The organism is uncultured Oscillibacter sp., assembly GCF_950073225.1.
Lineage (GTDB): Bacteria > Bacillota > Clostridia > Oscillospirales > Oscillospiraceae > Oscillibacter.
This window is the reverse complement of the sequence record NZ_CATMPS010000001.1, coordinates 21536-37450: the sequence shown is the minus strand read 5'-3', so window position 1 is coordinate 37450 and position 15915 is coordinate 21536. Positions and strand designations below refer to the sequence as shown.

The 15915-nt window shown below is 64.3% G+C and carries 17 protein-coding genes; 7 read left to right on the top strand and 10 right to left on the bottom strand.

Going from position 1 to position 15915, the window contains the following annotated elements; translation table 11 throughout:
* Nucleotides 1–3: 3 nt before the first annotated feature.
* A complete protein-coding gene (locus Q1M04_RS00155; RefSeq protein WP_297996755.1) occupies nt 4–1461 on the bottom strand; it encodes a uracil-xanthine permease family protein in 1458 nt (485 codons plus the stop codon).
* A gap of 297 nt (nt 1462–1758) precedes the next feature.
* On the opposite strand from Q1M04_RS00155, the gene Q1M04_RS00150 reads away from it, so the two are divergent.
* From Q1M04_RS00150 to Q1M04_RS00140, 3 genes are read left to right on the top strand one after another with little or no spacing between them, the layout of a single operon-like run.
* The gene (locus Q1M04_RS00150; protein WP_297996757.1) at nt 1759–2760 is read left to right on the top strand and encodes a biotin--[acetyl-CoA-carboxylase] ligase; all 1002 of its coding nucleotides are present in this window, start codon (nt 1759–1761) and stop codon (nt 2758–2760) included.
* A 22-nt stretch (nt 2761–2782) separates the two neighbouring features.
* A complete protein-coding gene (locus Q1M04_RS00145; RefSeq protein ID WP_204790914.1) occupies nt 2783–3343 on the top strand; it encodes a chromate transporter in 561 nt (186 codons plus the stop codon).
* Nucleotides 3340–3957: a chromate transporter gene (locus Q1M04_RS00140; protein WP_297996759.1), complete on the top strand. Its 618-nt coding sequence runs from the start codon at nt 3340–3342 to the stop codon at nt 3955–3957. The genes Q1M04_RS00145 and Q1M04_RS00140 overlap by 4 nt, the downstream gene beginning before the upstream one ends.
* Nucleotides 3958–3998: 41 nt before the next feature.
* Here Q1M04_RS00140 and obgE read toward each other — a convergent pair whose 3' ends face one another.
* Nucleotides 3999–5279, bottom strand: coding sequence for a GTPase ObgE (gene obgE, locus Q1M04_RS00135; protein ID WP_297996761.1), 1281 nt, complete (start codon nt 5277–5279; stop codon nt 3999–4001).
* Nucleotides 5280–5586: 307 nt separating this feature from the next.
* Nucleotides 5587–5802 carry a helix-turn-helix domain-containing protein gene (locus tag Q1M04_RS00130; RefSeq protein WP_297996763.1) on the bottom strand — a complete coding sequence of 72 codons (216 nt, stop codon included), beginning with the start codon at nt 5800–5802 and terminating at the stop codon, nt 5587–5589.
* Between the two features lie 99 nt (nt 5803–5901).
* On the opposite strand from Q1M04_RS00130, the gene Q1M04_RS16085 reads away from it, so the two are divergent.
* Nucleotides 5902–6156: a DUF6809 family protein gene (locus Q1M04_RS16085; protein ID WP_366131362.1), complete on the top strand. Its 255-nt coding sequence runs from the start codon at nt 5902–5904 to the stop codon at nt 6154–6156.
* A gap of 347 nt (nt 6157–6503) precedes the next feature.
* Here Q1M04_RS16085 and rpmA read toward each other — a convergent pair whose 3' ends face one another.
* The 6 genes from rpmA to Q1M04_RS00100 form a co-directional block, all read right to left on the bottom strand.
* Nucleotides 6504–6785, bottom strand: coding sequence for a 50S ribosomal protein L27 (rpmA, locus tag Q1M04_RS00125; RefSeq protein WP_204791606.1), 282 nt, complete (start codon nt 6783–6785; stop codon nt 6504–6506).
* 46 nt (nt 6786–6831) lie between these two features.
* Nucleotides 6832–7164 carry a ribosomal-processing cysteine protease Prp gene (locus Q1M04_RS00120; protein ID WP_297996765.1) on the bottom strand — a complete coding sequence of 111 codons (333 nt, stop codon included), beginning with the start codon at nt 7162–7164 and terminating at the stop codon, nt 6832–6834.
* Nucleotides 7165–7166: 2 nt separating this feature from the next.
* Nucleotides 7167–7478 (bottom strand): 50S ribosomal protein L21, encoded by a 312-nt coding sequence (rplU, locus tag Q1M04_RS00115; protein ID WP_295755622.1) that lies wholly within the window; start codon nt 7476–7478, stop codon nt 7167–7169.
* Between the two features lie 474 nt (nt 7479–7952).
* On the bottom strand, nt 7953–8831 hold the full coding sequence (hslO, locus tag Q1M04_RS00110; RefSeq protein WP_297996767.1) for an Hsp33 family molecular chaperone HslO: 879 nt from the start codon (nt 8829–8831) through the stop codon (nt 7953–7955).
* Between the two features lie 17 nt (nt 8832–8848).
* Entirely contained in the window at nt 8849–9586 is a 738-nt protein-coding gene (locus Q1M04_RS00105) for a class I SAM-dependent methyltransferase (RefSeq protein WP_297996768.1), read from the bottom strand.
* The gene (locus Q1M04_RS00100) at nt 9583–9870 is read right to left on the bottom strand and encodes a YerC/YecD family TrpR-related protein (protein WP_293281596.1); all 288 of its coding nucleotides are present in this window, start codon (nt 9868–9870) and stop codon (nt 9583–9585) included. The genes Q1M04_RS00105 and Q1M04_RS00100 overlap by 4 nt, the downstream gene beginning before the upstream one ends.
* Nucleotides 9871–10039: 169 nt before the next feature.
* On the opposite strand from Q1M04_RS00100, the gene Q1M04_RS00095 reads away from it, so the two are divergent.
* The 3 genes from Q1M04_RS00095 (at nt 10040) to recR (ending at nt 12416) form a co-directional block, all read left to right on the top strand.
* A complete protein-coding gene (locus tag Q1M04_RS00095) occupies nt 10040–10723 on the top strand; it encodes an RsiV family protein (protein WP_297996771.1) in 684 nt (227 codons plus the stop codon).
* Between the two features lie 277 nt (nt 10724–11000).
* Nucleotides 11001–11237, top strand: coding sequence for a helix-turn-helix domain-containing protein (locus Q1M04_RS00090; protein WP_297996773.1), 237 nt, complete (start codon nt 11001–11003; stop codon nt 11235–11237).
* Nucleotides 11238–11816: 579 nt separating this feature from the next.
* Nucleotides 11817–12416, top strand: coding sequence for a recombination mediator RecR (recR, locus tag Q1M04_RS00085; RefSeq protein WP_297996775.1), 600 nt, complete (start codon nt 11817–11819; stop codon nt 12414–12416).
* A 340-nt stretch (nt 12417–12756) separates the two neighbouring features.
* Here recR and Q1M04_RS00080 read toward each other — a convergent pair whose 3' ends face one another.
* Nucleotides 12757–15819, bottom strand: a complete 3063-nt coding sequence (locus Q1M04_RS00080) for a phosphodiester glycosidase family protein (protein ID WP_297996778.1) — start codon at nt 15817–15819, stop codon at nt 12757–12759.
* Nucleotides 15820–15915: the final 96 nt, after the last annotated feature.

The window sequence follows — 15915 nt, the reverse complement described above, 5'->3', positions numbered from 1 at the left end:
CTCTTACGCCTCCCCCTTCTCCCCGTTGGCCCGGGCCTCGTTGTCCAGGTCCTCCTGGTCCTTGGGGATGGCGATGTTGAGGATGATGGCCAGCACCGCCGCCGGCACGATGCCGGAGCCGCCGAAGATCAGCTGCACCGGCTGGGGCAGGCCCGCCAGGGCCCCGGCGGTGGCGCCCAGGCCATAGCCCAGGCCCATGGCGATGGACACGATGGTCACCACCCGGTTGGTAACGCCGTACTTGGTCAAAAGCTTGATGCCGGACACGGCGATGGAGGCGAACATCATCACCGCCGCGCCGCCCAGAACGCTCTGGGGCATAATGGAAATCACCGCCGCCAGCTTGGGGCTCAGCCCCGCCAGCACCAGGAACACCGCGCCGCAGGTCAGGGCCATGCGGTTGACCACCTTGGTCATGGTCACTAGGCCCACGTTCTGGGAGAAGGACGTGGTGGGCAGGGAGGAGAACAGGGAGGAGATGACGGAGCCCACGCCGTCGCACACCACGCCGCCGGAGAGCTCCTTGGCGGTGGCCTCCCGGCCCATGCCGCCCTCGATGCAGCCGGAGATGTCCCCGATGGTCTCCACGGCGGTGACCAGGAACATGATCAGGATGGAGAGGATGGCGTGGAGGTTGAAGGTGGGCTTCACCGGGAGAATCTGCGGCACGGAGAACCATTTCGCCTCGGCGATCCGGGACCAGTTCACATACCAGGAGGCGGTGAAGGCGTTCCCCTCCGCGTCCACCAGCTCATGGGGCAGCAGAATGCCCATGACGGAGGCCACAATGTAGCCCACGATGATTCCGCAGAGGATACAGGAGGTGGATGTAATACCCTTTGTAAAGTGCTTCAGTACCACGATAACCGCCAGCACCAGCAGGCCCAGCAGGAGGTTTGGCAGGGAGCCGAAGTCCTTGGCCCCGCTGCCTCCGGCGAAGGAGTTCACGCCCACGCTGATGAGGCTCAGGCCGATGGCCAGCACCACGCTGCCGGTGACCACCGGCGGGAAGAACTTCCGCAGGGGCTTAATGAAAAAGCCCAGGGCCGCCTCGCAGACGCCGCCCACCATGGCCGCGCCGATGATGGCGCTGTAGGCCAGGATGCCGCCGCCCATGGCGGGGTTGGCGGCCACGCCCTTCATGACTCCCAAAAAGCCGGAGCTGGTGCCCATGATGATAGGCACCTGCCCGCCCACGGGGCCGATGGACCAGAGCTGAATCAAGGTGATGAGGCCCGCCGCCAGCATGGCGTTTTGGAGCAGGGTGACGTACAGCGCGGGCTCCTCGCTGGTAATGCCGCAGATGCCGCAGATGATCATCAGCGGCGTCAGGTTGCCCACGAACATGGCCAGTACGTGCTGCATCCCCAGGGGGATGGCCTGGCGCAGGGGAATGCGCCCGTGGAAATCGTAGGGGCTGGCGTACTCTGCGGTCTTCTGCTTCACTTCGTTTTTGTTCATCTTTCTTTCCACCTCATTTTCTGCGCCCCTTGGGCCGGGGCAGGCCGCGGAACCGCCGGACGCCCGGCCCCGTCTTTTTCTCCCTCAGCATTCTGGATCAATCGGCCGTGCGCACCCCCTTAAAGCGCAAAAAAGAAGACTACAAAATCCGCTGCTCATAAATCAGGGACAGCAAACAATGTAGCCTTCCGGCATTGTTATCATAACATAGGTCCACCTCTTTGTCAATCCTGTTTGCAGTATTTACAGGCCCGAAAAAATGTGCTACACTAAATCCGTTTGACAAGGAGGGATGCTATGAGCAGCCGGGAAGCCGTTTTGTCGCTTCTGCGGGGGGAGGAGGGCTTCCTCTCCGGCCAGGAGCTGAGCCGCCGCTTGAAGCTCAGCCGCGCCGCCGTGTGGAAGGCGGTGGACGCCCTGCGGGGAGAGGGCTACGAAATCGAGGCCCGGACCGGCCTGGGTTACCGCCTCACCGCCGCGCCGGACGTGCTGACGGAAGCGGAGATTCGGAGTTTTTTGGGCCCCACCCGCCTCGTGGGCCGGGAGCTGCGGTGCTTCGAGGAGCTGGACTCCACCAACAACTATCTGAAGTCCTGGACGGACGGGCCGGACGGCGCGGCGGTCACCGCCGAGAGCCAGACGGCGGGCCGGGGCCGGATGGACCGCTCCTTCCAGTCCCCCAGGGGCCAGGGGATCTACCTCTCCGTGCTTCTCCGGCCGCCCCTGCCGCCGGACCGGCTGCCGCCGGTGACGGCCCTGGCGGGCGTGTCGGTGTGCGCCGCCGTGGAGCGGGTCTGCGGCGCGCGGCCGGGGCTGAAATGGCCCAACGACCCGGTGCTCTGCGGGAAGAAGCTCTGCGGCATTTTGACGGAGCTGTCCCTGGAGGCGGAGACGGGGCGGGTCCAGTCCCTGGTGCTGGGCATCGGCGTCAACGTGGCCCAGGGGGAGGAGGACTTCTCGCCGGAGGTGCGGGAGGTCGCCACCTCCCTGCGCCAGGCCCTGGGGCGGTCTGTGTCCCGGCCCCAATTGACGGCGGCGCTGCTGGAGGAGCTGGACCGGGCTTACGCCGCGCTGCTGGCCGGGGACCTGTCGGCCTATCTTGCGGCCTACCGGAGCCGCTGCGTGAACCTGGGGAAAACCGTCCGGCTTCTTCCCTTCGGCGGCGGGGAGCCGGAGACCGCCCAGGCGGTGGACATCGACGAGGAATTCGGCCTGGTGGTCCGGGGGGCGGACGGGAAGGAGCGGACGGTCCGCTCCGGCGAGGTCTCCGTCCGGGGCCTGTGGGGCTATACGGAGTAACAATAAGGAAAGAGGCATTTCAATGAACGGCAAGAACAAATTCCAGCAGCTCTGGGAGCTCTTTTGGACCTTCGCGAAAATGGGGGTCATGACCTTCGGCGGCGGCATGGCCATGCTGCCCATCCTCCAGCGGGAGGTGGTGGACAGCAAGGGCTGGGCCACCGAGGAGGAGCTGACGGATTATTACGCCATCGGCCAATGCACCCCGGGCATCATCGCCGTCAACACGGCCACCTTCATCGGGCAAAAATGCGGCGGCATCTCCGGGGGCATCGTGGCCACCCTGGGGCTGGTGTTCCCCTCCGTGGTGATCATCTCCATTCTGGCGGGGCTGATTTCCAACTTTGCGGACCTCAGCTGGGTGAAAAACGCCTTCGCCGGGATTCAGGTCTGCGTCTGCGTGCTGATTTTCAACGCGGTGCTGAAGCTCTTGAAAAAGTCCGTGGTGGATAAGCGGACGGCGGCGATCTTCGGCGTGGTCCTTCTGGGGGGCGTATTTTTGAAGCTCTCCCCGGTGTGGTTCGTCGTCGGCTCGGCCCTGACGGGCATTTTATTGAAAAATCTGGAGGCGAAGAAGGCATGATTACCACCTGTTTGCAGCTCTTCTGGGAGTTTTTCAAGACCGGCCTCTTCGCCGTGGGCGGCGGCATGGCGACCCTGCCCTTTCTCCAGGCCATCGGCGAGTCCACCGGCTGGTACACCTACACGGATCTGATGAACATGCTGGCGGTGTCGGAGTCCACCCCCGGTCCCATCGGCATCAACATGGCCACCTACGTGGGCTTCACGGCGGCGGGCATCCCCGGGGCCATCATCGCCACCCTGGGGGAGGTGACGCCCTCCATCATCGTCATTTTGATTGTGGCGGCGGTGCTCCACAGCTTCCGCAATAACAAGTACGTGGACCAGGCCTTCTACGGCCTCCGCCCCGCCTCCACGGGGCTCATCGGCGCGGCCTGCGCGGCGGTGGTGCTGGAGGTGCTGACCACCGTCCAGCTGGCAGCCCAAAGCGGGGGCATCGTCAAGACCCCGGCCCTCAGCGGCGGGAGCCTCCTCAACGTGCCGGGGCTGCTGCTGGCGGCGCTTTTGATTGTGCTGACCAACTTTGCGCCCAAGAAGGTGACCGGCCTCCACCCCGTCGTCTTCATCGGCCTTTCCGCCGTGGTGGGCGTGGCCTTCGGCTTTGCCGGGGCGTGAGAACAAACGGAAAGAGAGGGACCGGACGGTCCCTCTCTTTTTCATTTCTGATACTCGAACTCAAAGCCGTCCATGGACACGGTGTCTCCGTCCTGAATGCCCATTTCCTCCAGCCGCCGGAACACCCCCGCGTCCCGCAGGGCCTTGTCGAACCACATGCGGCTCTCATAGTCGGCGAAGTTGACGTTGGCCATCAGACGCTGGAGCCAGGGGCCCTCCACCATCCAAACGCCGTCCTCATGCTGGATGTCCAGGGGGGCGGAGGCGTCCGCCTTGGGAGCCCGGGGCACGTAGTCCGGCTCGTACACGGCGATGGGCGGCAGCACGGACAGCCGCTCCGCCGCCAGCTGCACCAGCTCCCGGGTGCCCTTGTGGGCGGCGGCGGAAATCTCCACCAGGGGATAGCCCAAGGCCTCCACATGGGCCCGAAGGGCCTCCAGCAGGGCCGGGTCCTCCAGGATGTCCGTCTTGTTGGCGGCCACAATCTGGGGCCGCTTTGCGAGATTCGGGCTGTAGCGCTTCAATTCCTCGTTGATGGCGTCGAAATCGGCCACCGGGTCCCGGCCCTCGCTGCCGGACACGTCCACCACATGGACCAGCAGGCGGCAGCGGTCGACGTGGCGGAGGAAGTCGTGGCCCAGGCCCGCCCCCTCGCTGGCCCCCTCGATAATGCCGGGGATGTCCGCCAGGACGAAGCTGACGCCATCCTCCACCCAGACCACCCCCAGGTTGGGGAAGAGGGTGGTGAAGTGGTAGTTGGCGATCTTGGGCTGGGCCTTGGAGACAACCGACAGGAGGGTGGACTTGCCCACGTTGGGGAAGCCCACCAGGCCCACGTCCGCCAGAAGCTTGAGCTCCAGAATGACATCGTGGCTCTCTCCGGGAAGGCCCGCCTTGGCGAAGCGGGGGACCTGGCGGGTGGGGGTGGCGAAGTGGCTGTTGCCCCAGCCGCCCCGGCCCCCCCGGCAGAGGACGAAGGGCTCGCTGCCGCTCATGTCGGCCATAATCTCGCCGGTTTCGGCCTCCCGGACCAGGGTGCCCCGGGGGACGTGGATGGTGAGGGACTGGCCGTCCCTGCCGGACTTCCGGCCCCCCTGGCCGTCGGCGCCGTTAGCGGCGGAATATTTGCGCTTATAGCGGAAGTCCATCAGGGTGGACATATGGTCGTCCACCTGGAGGATGATGGAGCCGCCCCGCCCGCCGTCGCCGCCGTCGGGGCCGCCTGCGGCGACATATTTCTCCCGATGGAAGGCGATGGCGCCGTTGCCGCCATTGCCGGCTTTTACCGTGATTTTTGCTTTATCAATAAATCCTGATGCCATGGGGGCCTCCTTGCGTTTTCCCCCTGAAAAGGGGGGGATTTTTCCGGCCCTTCGGGCGGGGCGGATTGGATACCAGCGATGGCTGGTGCATTGCACCCCCCATTTTCTCTTTTTCTTCCAGAAGAAAACGAGAAAACGGGCCGTGCACGGTCCAAAAGAGAAAAAGAAGTATGGGCCCTGCGGGGGGACGAAGGACGGGGGACGCGCAAGGCGTGCCTCCGGTTTTTACGAATGTCTCCAGCCCGCGGCGTGGTGCGGGCTGGGGTTTGGAGGTTATCGAATGGACTTTCTCCTCTTTTCGCTGCCGCTACCCTGGCGGTAACGGCTCACGGCCCGCCAGCTGGTCCAGGGTGATGCCGTAGAGATCGGCAAAGGCGCAGAGAACGGTTAAGTTTGGTTCGCGCTCCCCGGTTTCATAGCGGCGATAAGAGCTGTAGGAAATGTTGCACTTTACAGCTACAATTTCTGCACTGTAATTGTGGCCTTTTCTTAGTGTGAGTAAATTTTCAGAAAAAACGCTCATAGTTTTTCCCTCACCTATTGACAGGCCAACTTGGCCCGAGTATAATGTCTATATGGATTAACCCAAACGGAAAAACCCAAATAGAAAGCGAGTGGTTTTATGGAACTGCTATTCCATACGCTCTACTCTTACGTCCAAGAAAATCAAGTTTTCCGCTATCTCCAAACGCCGGAATACCGTCGGGCGGTATCAAACATAGAGAAGGACTGGGTAAGGTTTCGATCGACTCTGACGGCAGAGCAAAGTAATCAGCTGGACGCGCTGTTGGCGCGCGAGAGGGAGGTTGCGCTTATAGAGGATAAAGCATCATTTTGCAGCGCTCTATCTATCGGAATCAGTTTAGGACGGCTTTGAGCGGACCAGGTAGCGCCAGCGGAAAGAGCAGCTTGTCCATTCATCGAGGAGCAAACCCTCGCCCGCACTACGCCGCGGGCTGAAGACATGCGTACCCGGAGGAAGCACCCCTTGCGCGTCCCCCGTCCCACGTCCCCCCGCAGGGGCGATACTTCTTTTTCTCTTTTGGACCGTGCACGGCCCGTTTTCTCTTTTTCTTCTGGAAGAAAAAGAGAAAATGGGGGGTGCAATGAACCAGCCATCATCATGGCTGAAATCCTCCCCGCCCGTCAGGGCGAGCAAAAGCCCCCTCCCCTGCCAAGGGGAGAAAAAAGGACCCGGACAGGATGTCCAGGCCCTTTCAACGCTCACTCAGCCTCGTAGACAGAGACCTGCTTGCGATCCTTGCCCAGCCGCTCGAAGCGGACCGTGCCGCTGGCGGTGGCAAACAGGGTATCGTCGCTGCCGCGGCCCACGTTCACGCCGGGGTGAATGTGGGTGCCGCGCTGGCGGACGAGAATGTTGCCCGCCAGGACGAACTGGCCGTCCGCCCGCTTGGGGCCCAGGCGCTTGGCCTTGGAGTCGCGGCCGTTCTTGGTGGAGCCGCCGCCCTTCTTGTGGGCAAAGAACTGTAAACCAATGCGAATCATGTCAGGGACCATCCTTTCTGAAAGATTTTAGATGGGGAAGGGGACCTCAGTCCGCTTCCAAAACCTCAATGTTGTCCGGGTACTCGTCGTGGAGCATGGTGAAATAGACCATCAGCCCCGTCAGAAGGGTCTGGCAGGTGCTCTCCGCCGTGGGGCCCAAAGCTCCGGGAAGGCGCAGGGAAACCAGCGCCTTGTCCCCGTCAATCCGCACCGCGGCGGCAAGGCCCAAAACGTCGTTGACGGTGGCCTCCACCAGGGTGACGGCGGCGGTGATGGACGCGCAGAGGAGGTCTTCCCCCGCCTCGGCCCAGCCGCTGTGGCCCTTGGCCTCAAAGCCGGTAATCCGGCCCGCTTCCGTGTGGAAGGTGACGCTGGTCATGCTCAGACGGAGATCTTGCCGATCTCGACCTTGGTATAGGGCTGGCGATGGCCCTGACGCTTGCGGTAGCCCTTCTTGGGATTGTACTTGAAGATGCGGATTTTCTTGCCCTTGCCGTTTTTCACGACCGTGGCTTCTACAGAAGCGCCGGCCACGGTGGGAGCGCCGAAGGTGGCCTTGTCCCCGTCGATGACGGCCAGGACCTGGTCGAACTTCACGGCGTCGCCGGCCTCCTGGGGCAGCTTTTCGATGTAGACCACGTCGCCCTCGGCCACCTTGTACTGCTTTCCGCCGGTCACGATGATTGCGTTCATGCTTGTTTCAACTCCTTCATTTACGGGCTCGCTGTCGGGGGCGGCGTCTGCGCGCACTTATTCAGGCCCATTCAAAGCGGCTTCCCTAGTATATCAGCAGAATTTGGGCTTGTCAATGGGGTTTGGCGATTTTTTGGAAAACCGGGCGGGCTTCTTGCTCTTTCCTCCAAAATGTGCTATTTTACAGATGGCGCTGCCAGTAACGGTAGGCGGTCCGTCCCCCAGCAATGGGGGCCTTGTCCCCCGGAAAGGGGGGATTGCTATGGTTACATACAGTGAGCTTTTCGCTTACTCCCTGGTGATCATCAGCGTTGTAAGTCTGGTACTCCAGTTTTGCAAAAGGAAATGACCGCCCCTCCGTCCAAGAGCGCGGTCATTCCTTGACTAAACTTTAGGGACGGGCCGTCTGCCGGCAGCGCCCTTATAAATTTATTATACCAAATCCTTTGCGATTGTCAAGCTTCTCTCAGCGGGTCAGCAGGACGCCAGCAAAGCCTCCAGCTCTTCCCGGGAGAAGCGCTGCACGTTGTCGCAGAAGCGGCAGGTCAGCTCCGCGCTCCCCTGCTCGTCGATCATGGCCCGCAGCTCCTCCCGGCCCAGGCTGATGAGGGCCCGCTCCATCCGCTCCCGGCTGCAATCGCAGCGGTACGCGATGGGCCGCTTCTCCAGCACCTCCAGCGCAAGGCCCGGCAGGGCCGCGCGGAGCAGGGCCTCCGGGTCCGGGTCGGCCTTCAAAAGCTCCGTCACCGGCCCGGCGGCGCGGAGGGAGGCCTCCAGCCGCTCCGCCGTCTCCTCGCCCGCGCCGGGGAGGAGCTGGACCAGATACCCTCCGGCGGACAGGACGCTCTGGTCCCGGTCCACCAGCACCCCCAGGCCGCAGGCCGTGGGAATCTGCTCGGACTCCACGAAGTAGAGGGCGATGTCCTCGGCAATCTCCCCCCAGAGAAGGCCCACGCTGCCCACATAGGGCTCCTTCATCCGCAGGTCCCGAATTACCGTCAAAGTCCCTTGGTTTCCTACGGCGGTTCCCACGTCCAGCTTCCCGTCCTCCCGCAGGGGGATGTCCACGGCGGGGTTTTCCACCGTGCCCCGGACATTGCCCTCGTGGTCCGACACCGCCAGCAGCGTCCCCAGGGGGCCGCCGCCCTTGATTTGCAGGGTGAGGCTGGCGGCCTCCTCTTTTAGGGCGCTGCCCATCATGGAGGCCCCCGCCAGAAGGCGGCCCAGGGCCGCCGTGGCCACCGGCAGGGTCTTGTGAATCTGCCGGGCCCGCTCCGTCAGGTCCCGTGTGGACACGGCGGAGACTTTAATCAGGCCGTCCTGGGAGATGGCCCGGATCAATTGGTCGCTCATGGTTCAAACTCCTTGCTTCAGCAGCATTGAAATTGCCAGCGGTCCTCGTTGAGCCGCGGGGGCTTGTCCGTCAGGTCCCCCGTCAGATGGACGGAGGAAAAGCCCGCCTCGCTCAGGGCCTCCCGCAAAAACGCCTCGCTCCAGGCCCGCTCCCGGTGCTCCTCGAAGGAGCGGTCCCAGGCCCCGCCGGGGCGGAGGCGGAACAGGTCCACCTGATAGGTGCAGATCTGCTTTTTCTCGGAAAAGAAGGTCCGCCAGACGCAGAAGCTCTCCTCCGTCTCGTCCATGTAGAGCTGCCCGTCCATCCGCCGGAGCTTGTAGGGGGTGTTCACGTCGAAGAGGAACAGGCCCCCCGGCTTGAGCCAGCGGCGGACATGGCGGAAAGTCTCCTTCAAATCCCGCTCCGCCGTCAGGTAGTTCAGGGAATCCAAAGTGGAGACCACCGCGTCCGCCGGCTGGGCCAGGCGGAGCCTGGGCATGGCCTGGTGGAGGAACAGGGGCGGGCGCTCCAGGCCCGCCGCCTTGGCCGCCGCCTGGGTCAGCATCTCCTCGGACCCGTCGGCGGCGAGGACCTGATAGCCCTTCTTCGCCAGAAGGCACGCGATGGTCCCCGTGCCGCACCCAAGGTCCAGCACCGTCTCCACGGGGATGGGGCTTTTGCGGAGCCGCCGCGCAAGAAACGCCGCCCGGCGGCGGTAGGACCCGTCGGCCATGAGGCCGTCGTAGCTGGCGGCCAGGGCGTCATAGGCGCTCATGACGGTTTGTCCTTCATCCGGGCGAAGAGCTGGGCATAGGCCCCGGTGCCGTAGTTCAGCGAGCGGTTCACCCGGCTGATGGTGGCGCTGGACGCGCCGGTGCGCTCTAAAATCTCGTTATAGATCATGCCGTCGTCCAGCAGGGAGGCCACCTCGAAGCGCTGCTCCATGCTCCTGAGCTCCGCCACGGTGCAAAGGTCCTGAAAAAACTGATAGCACTCCTCCTCGTCCCGGAGCTGCAAAATGGCCCTATAGAGCTGGCCGCTTTTTTCTTTCTTGCCGATCTTCACACTGAGACCTCCTGTCTTTGTTTTCAGCACTCCTATTTTAACCTTTCAGAGCGTGAAAGTAAAGGGGGCTTTGGAGGAAATTTTCGGGAAAAACGCCCGCCCTTGTCACCGCCTCCCCCTCCGGCGCATAGGCTGGAGAAATACGGGGAGAGGAGCGGTGGCTGTGGGAGAGCGTCTGGCCCTGAAAACGGAGCCCTTCGCGGCGGAGCGGGAGTGGACGGTGGAGGGGGTGCCGGTGCTGTCGGCCCTGGCCCAGGTGCCGGAGCCGGAGGGGAAGGACCGGACGGCCCGGCGAATCAAGCGCTTTTACCGGCTGCAATGCCGCGCCTTTCTGCGCTACTGCGAGAAATGCCTCCTGCCCCAGGCGGCGGCGGAGTACCGCGCGGCCCTGGAGGCCAGCCGCCCCCTGCCCGCCTTCCGGGCGGAGCTTTCCTACCGGGTGACCTATCACGAGGGGGGCCTTTGGAGCGTCTGCACCCAGACCCGGGAAACCTTGGGCCCCGGCCCGGCCCTGGTGACCCGGCGGGGGGACACCTGGGATCTGGCGGCGGGATACCCGGTGCCGCTGAAGGACTTCTTCCCCGCCGGGGCGGCCTGGAAAAAGCGGATTCTCCGCCATGCGGAGGAGGAGATCCGGCGGCGGGAGCGGGCCGGGGCGGGCCGCTGGCGGGAGGACTGGCGGCGCCAGCTCCGGCGGCGGTTCAACCCCCAGAACTTCTACTTAACGGCGGAGGGCCTGGCCTGTTTCTGGCCCATGTACGCCATCGCCCCGGCGTCGGAGGGGGTGCCGGTGTTCTTGCTGCCCTATGGGGAAGGGGTATCGCCGGAGCGGAAAGCGGAAGCCTGAGAAAAAGACCCCAGTTCGCTGGGGTCTATGTTAATATCCCAAACGCCCAGAAGAATACAAACGCGGCGCACCGCGTCCTTTTCGTCCCGGGCAACTTGGATGGCTCGGGCAATAGCGATGCCCAGAGGGCATGCTTCCCGGTCTTTCAGTTGGCACGCAGGAGACTTGTGCTTCATTCTGAGTCGCCTCCAAAACACCGGTTTTCTACATATATGTAGGCATTATAGCAGATGATTTGCATATCATCAAGATATATCCTATATATATGGAGTTTTTTATGAAACGCAGCACGCCCATGCGCCGAAACATTGGCGCGAAGGTCCAGCATTACCGAAAGCAGTTGGGCCTGACGCAAAAGGAATTGGCGGCCCGTCTACAGGTGAACGGCTGTGATTTATCGGCGACCATTGTTGGACATATTGAGACCGGGCACCGGGCCGTCTCCGTTTTTGAAATCGACAAATTAGCCGAGGTCCTCCATGTGGACTACAATGCCCTGTTTGCCCAGGATTGAGCCGGGCAGACCTTGGAGGAATGGCCTACCGGGAGAAGGGCAATTCCTGGGGGAATGGCCTGACCAGGGGGTCAGGCCCCACATCGTCGGAAGAAATTCCGCCCGCTGCGTCCCCGCCTGACGGCGAGGACTCCGCTCTGCTCCATTCCTTCCTCCTCTCCCCACCGGACCCGCTTCGCTGGGCTCCGGCGGGGGCCCCTATAGGGTGGTTTATTGAGAGAAGGCAGTCCCGGAAAAAGGCGGACACATACCCCCTACCGCCAGGTGAGCGGCAGCGAAAAGAGGAGGGAGTCCATTCGGTGACCTCCAAAACCCCCGCCCGCACCACGCCGCGGGCAGAAGACATGCGTAAAAAACGGAGGCAGGCCTTGCGCGTCCCCCGTCCTTCGTCCCCCCGCAGGGGCGTTACTTCTTTTTCTCTTTTGGACCGTGCACGGCCCGTTTTCTCTTTTTCTTCTGGAAGAAAAAGAGAAAATGGGGGGTGCATTGCACCAGCCATCGCTGGTATCCAATCCCCCCCGCCCGAAGGGCCGGAAAAAAACCCTCCCCCCGGCAGGGGGGAAGACAAAGGAGCCCCCTATGGAATACTTCCCCCCTCCCCTTGAAAAGCTCGTAGAGCAGTTCGCCCGCCTCCCGGGCATCGGCGGCAAATCCGCCCAGCGGCTGGCCTTCTTCGTCCTGGGCCTCCCGGAGGCGGAGGCTCAGGACTTCGCCGACGCCATCGTGGACGCCAAGCGCAGCATCACCTGCTGCCCCGTGTGCCAGAACTTCACCAGCGGCGGGCTCTGCCCCATCTGCGCCTCCCCCAAGCGGGACGGGTCCACCGTCTGCGTGGTGGCGGACCCCCGGGACGTGGCCGCCATTGAGCGCAGCCGGGAGTACGGCGGCCATTACCACGTCCTCCACGGCGTCATCTCCCCCATGAACCGGGTGGGGCCCGACGACCTGGCCATCAAGCCTCTGCTGGAGCGGGTGGCCAAGGGGGAGGTCCGGGAGGTCATCATGGCCACCAACCCCGACACGGAGGGGGAGGCCACCGCCATGTACATCGCCCGGCTTCTGAAGCCCTTCGGCGTCCGGGTGACCCGCCTGGCCTACGGCATCCCCGTGGGAAGCCATCTGGAGTTCGCCGACGAGGCGACGCTGACCCGGGCCCTGGAGGGGCGGCGGGAAATCTGACTTGACAGCGCGGCGGAATTTTGCTATCATGAAAATACAAGGATGCCGCAGCAATTGCGGCTGGCCCTCGTTGGTTTAGTGTTTCACAAAAGAAACCGTCACCGTGCAGGGTGGCGGTTTCTGCGTTTAATTACAAACGTACAATCGTAACCGTGAAGATCCCGATGTGCAATGTAATCCGCATGCAGCCTCACCCCCTTTCGGAAGGTGTGGCCAGCCGCCTTTTCAAACCTGATTGCTGCGACATCCTTGCTGTCAGCAATACCACAGCGTTTGACAAAAAGCAAGCCCCGGCGCGAGAGCGCCGGGGCTTGCTTTCATTCCTGCGGGAAAGCGTGTCTCACAGCAGCGTGTACAGAATCTTCGCCATCTGACCCCGGGTGATGTTGGCCTGGGGGCGGAAGGTGCCGTCGGCGTAGCCGCTGATGATCCCCTGGCCCACCATGGTGCGGATGTAGAAGGAGGCGTAGCCCGGGATGTCCGCCGCGTCGGTGAAGCTCAGGTCCGCCAGGGCGTAGCCCTTGTCCTGGGTCCGGCCGATCATGGCCGCGGCCTGAGCCCGGGTCAGGTTCCCGGCGGGGTTGAAGTACAGCTTCCCGTCCTTGCCCTGGGTGCCGGTGACCACGCCCTCGGCGTACAGCGCCCGGACGGCGGGCAGGGTCCGCTCAGGCAGCTTCTCCAGGTCCGCGAAGGGCAGGGCCACCTCGGCGTACTTGGCCGGATCCAGCTTCAGGGCGTTGTACAGCATGACGGCGAAGTCCAGCCGGGTCAGCAGGCTGTCGGGCCGGAAGGTGCCGTCGTCATAGCCGCCGGAGATGCCCCGGTCATACAGGAAGTCGCAGTAGTCCGCCCCCCAGTACTCCGCCGTGTCGGTGAAGCGGCGCGTCCCACCGGCGGCGGGAATGTCCACGGAGGTCCGGCCGATGTTGCCGGAGTAGTCCCGGGCCCTGACGGTGACCCGGCTGATCCCCTGTCCCTCCTGGGGGACGGGGAGGGTCACGGTGAAGCGGCCCGTGGCAGGCTCATACACCCCGCCGGCGGAGATGCTGATCCGCTCCGCCGGGAGGATGCCGTCCGCCCCGTCGGTGACGGAGCCGGTGATGGTCCAGCTCTCCTGGTCCAGCTCCGCCGTGATGACGGGGGCCTCGCTGTCCACGACGCCGTCAAAGGTGGCGACGATCTGGTCCAGGTAGATGACGCCGGTCCCCGTGCCGTCCACCGCCAGACCCCGGAGGGTGATGCCCGGCGTCAGGTTGTTCACGGACACCTGCTTCCAGCCGGAGACGTCCAGGGTGGTCAGGGGCAGGGTCTGGACCTCCTCCTCGCCGATGGAGTAGAGCAGGGACAGGGTGTTGCCGGAGCCGTTGCTGTCCACCCAGAGGTTCAGGCCCGTGTAGGGCTCCTTCAGAACGGCGGGCTGAACCGTGGCGTGCCACTGGGCGGAGCCCTCGGTGAGGTCGTACTCCAGCTTGCCGGAGGCCTTGCCGTAGCGGACGTAGTTCCCGTCCCGGTTCAGGCTGAAGGAGGCCCGCTCGCCGGAGCCCCGGAAGATGGTGGTCTCGCCCTCGAAGTCCTCCAGGGTCTCCAGATGCTGGGTGGAGACGGTGACGTCGATGGAGGCGCTCTGGGTGCCGGCGGTGACGGTGATCCTCCCCGTCCCCAGGGCGGAGGCGGTGAAGAGCCCGTTCTCGTCGATGGTCCCGATGTCCCCCTCCAGCGCCCAGGAGAAGACCTCCTGGTCCGCCTTCAGGGGCAGGTGCTTGTAGGCGGCGGAGCCGTGGAGCTGGACGGCGGTGCCCGGGGCGGCGTTCAGGGAGGTGATGATGGCGTTCTGGTCGTCCCGGACCGCCACGGCGTCCGGCGCGGTGATGGCGTGGACCACGGTGGAGCCCCGCCCGCCGCCGCCCTCGGCGGTGACGGTGATGTCCCCGCCCTCCGGGGGGGTGATGAGGACGTCGCCCCGCAGGGTCCCGGCGGAGGCCGTCAGGTCATAGCGCTGGTTCATGGGGATGAAGTTGGTGTCCACGGCGGCGGCGGAGATCTCCGTGCCGCTGCCCGCCAGGACATAGGCGTTCTCCGCGCTGACGTGGAAGTGGCTCAGCTGCCCCGTGGGCTGGTTGGAGGCCACCAGGAAAATCTGGTTGGATACGGAGCGCTCCACCCGGTCGGAGGGCTGGTTGATCCGCTCCGCGGCGGTGTCCGTGGGCTTCGTGACGGCCAGGGTGGTGGAGCCGCCGCCGTCCAGGCCCAGGGCCGTAACGCAGCCCAGCTCGATGAGCCGCCGGGCCACCTGGTCCATCGTCGCGCCGATGGAGTGGCCGGGCTTCCGGCCGTCGATGGTGTAGAAGACGAGGCTGCCGTCGTAGCGCTGGCCCACGGCGGTCCGGGGGGCCGCCCCGGTGGGGAGGCCCGAGGCCGCGGACCCGTTCTCCACCAGGGAGTAGAGGGCCCCGGCGGCGTACTGCACGTCGTTCCAGCCGGGGTCGGCGGGGGTAAGGGCCAGCGTGAGCACCGTCCCAACGGGGATGGAGCGGAGGGCGTTCAGGGTTTCCTCCCCGGCCTTTGCGTTGGCGCTGAGGACCACATGAGTGGGCCCCAGGGGCGTTGGCTCCTTCTCCGTCTCGGCGATGCGCTCCACCTTTAGGAAGGTGGTTCCGCCCAGGGCCAGGTTTCCCTCCTGAATGGTGCAGACCACGTCCACGCCGGGCTGGGTGGCGCCGGTGGTGTGGGAGGCGTTGAAGTCGTAGGTATAGAGGTAGATGCCGGATTCCGTCCGGGCCTTGTTGAGGGCGGCGGGCCACAGGGTTTTCTCCGCCGCCTGGCCCGTGCCGCTGGTGAGGGGGTTCCCCAGCTCGTCATACAACGGTTCCCCCGCCTCGTTGTAGAGGGGCTCTCCGGCGCCGCCCTGGGCGGTGTAGCGGACGCTCATGGTGATGGCGGGCTTGCCCAGGATGGCGGTGCCGTCGGAGCGGAAGCCGATGGCGTGGTAGCCCCCGTCGCTGGAGCGGAGCCGTCCCTGGGTGACCACGACGCCGATGGGCAGGCCGTTGTTCACGTTGTAAAAATCCCCGTTGATGCCCGCTACCACCCGGTAGCCCTGTTCCTCCAGGGCTTTGGCGGTGTTGGAGACGGAGCTCCGGTCCGTCAGGGCCCCGCCGTAGGTGACGATGGGGGTCACGCTGGCGTTGGGGGTGTATGTAATCAGGTTCTCCGTCCGGTAATCGGAGCTGATGGTGCTCCAGAAGACGTTGGTGGAGAGCTGAGTCTCCCGGTTCAGCAGGGTGTCCGTGGCGGTGAGGTCGTCCCCCATGGCCTCGGAGGCCAAGGCGGGGGAAACGGTCAGGGCCGCCAGCAGGGAGAGGGCCAGCAGCAGGGAAAGCGCTCTGGGAAAAATTCGTTTCATAGGGTTCCTCCATACTTGTCCAGGGTCGTTGAACGGCTTCCATCATACCACAAACCGGGAGGGAAGTAAATGACAATCCGTGAACAAAATCCGACG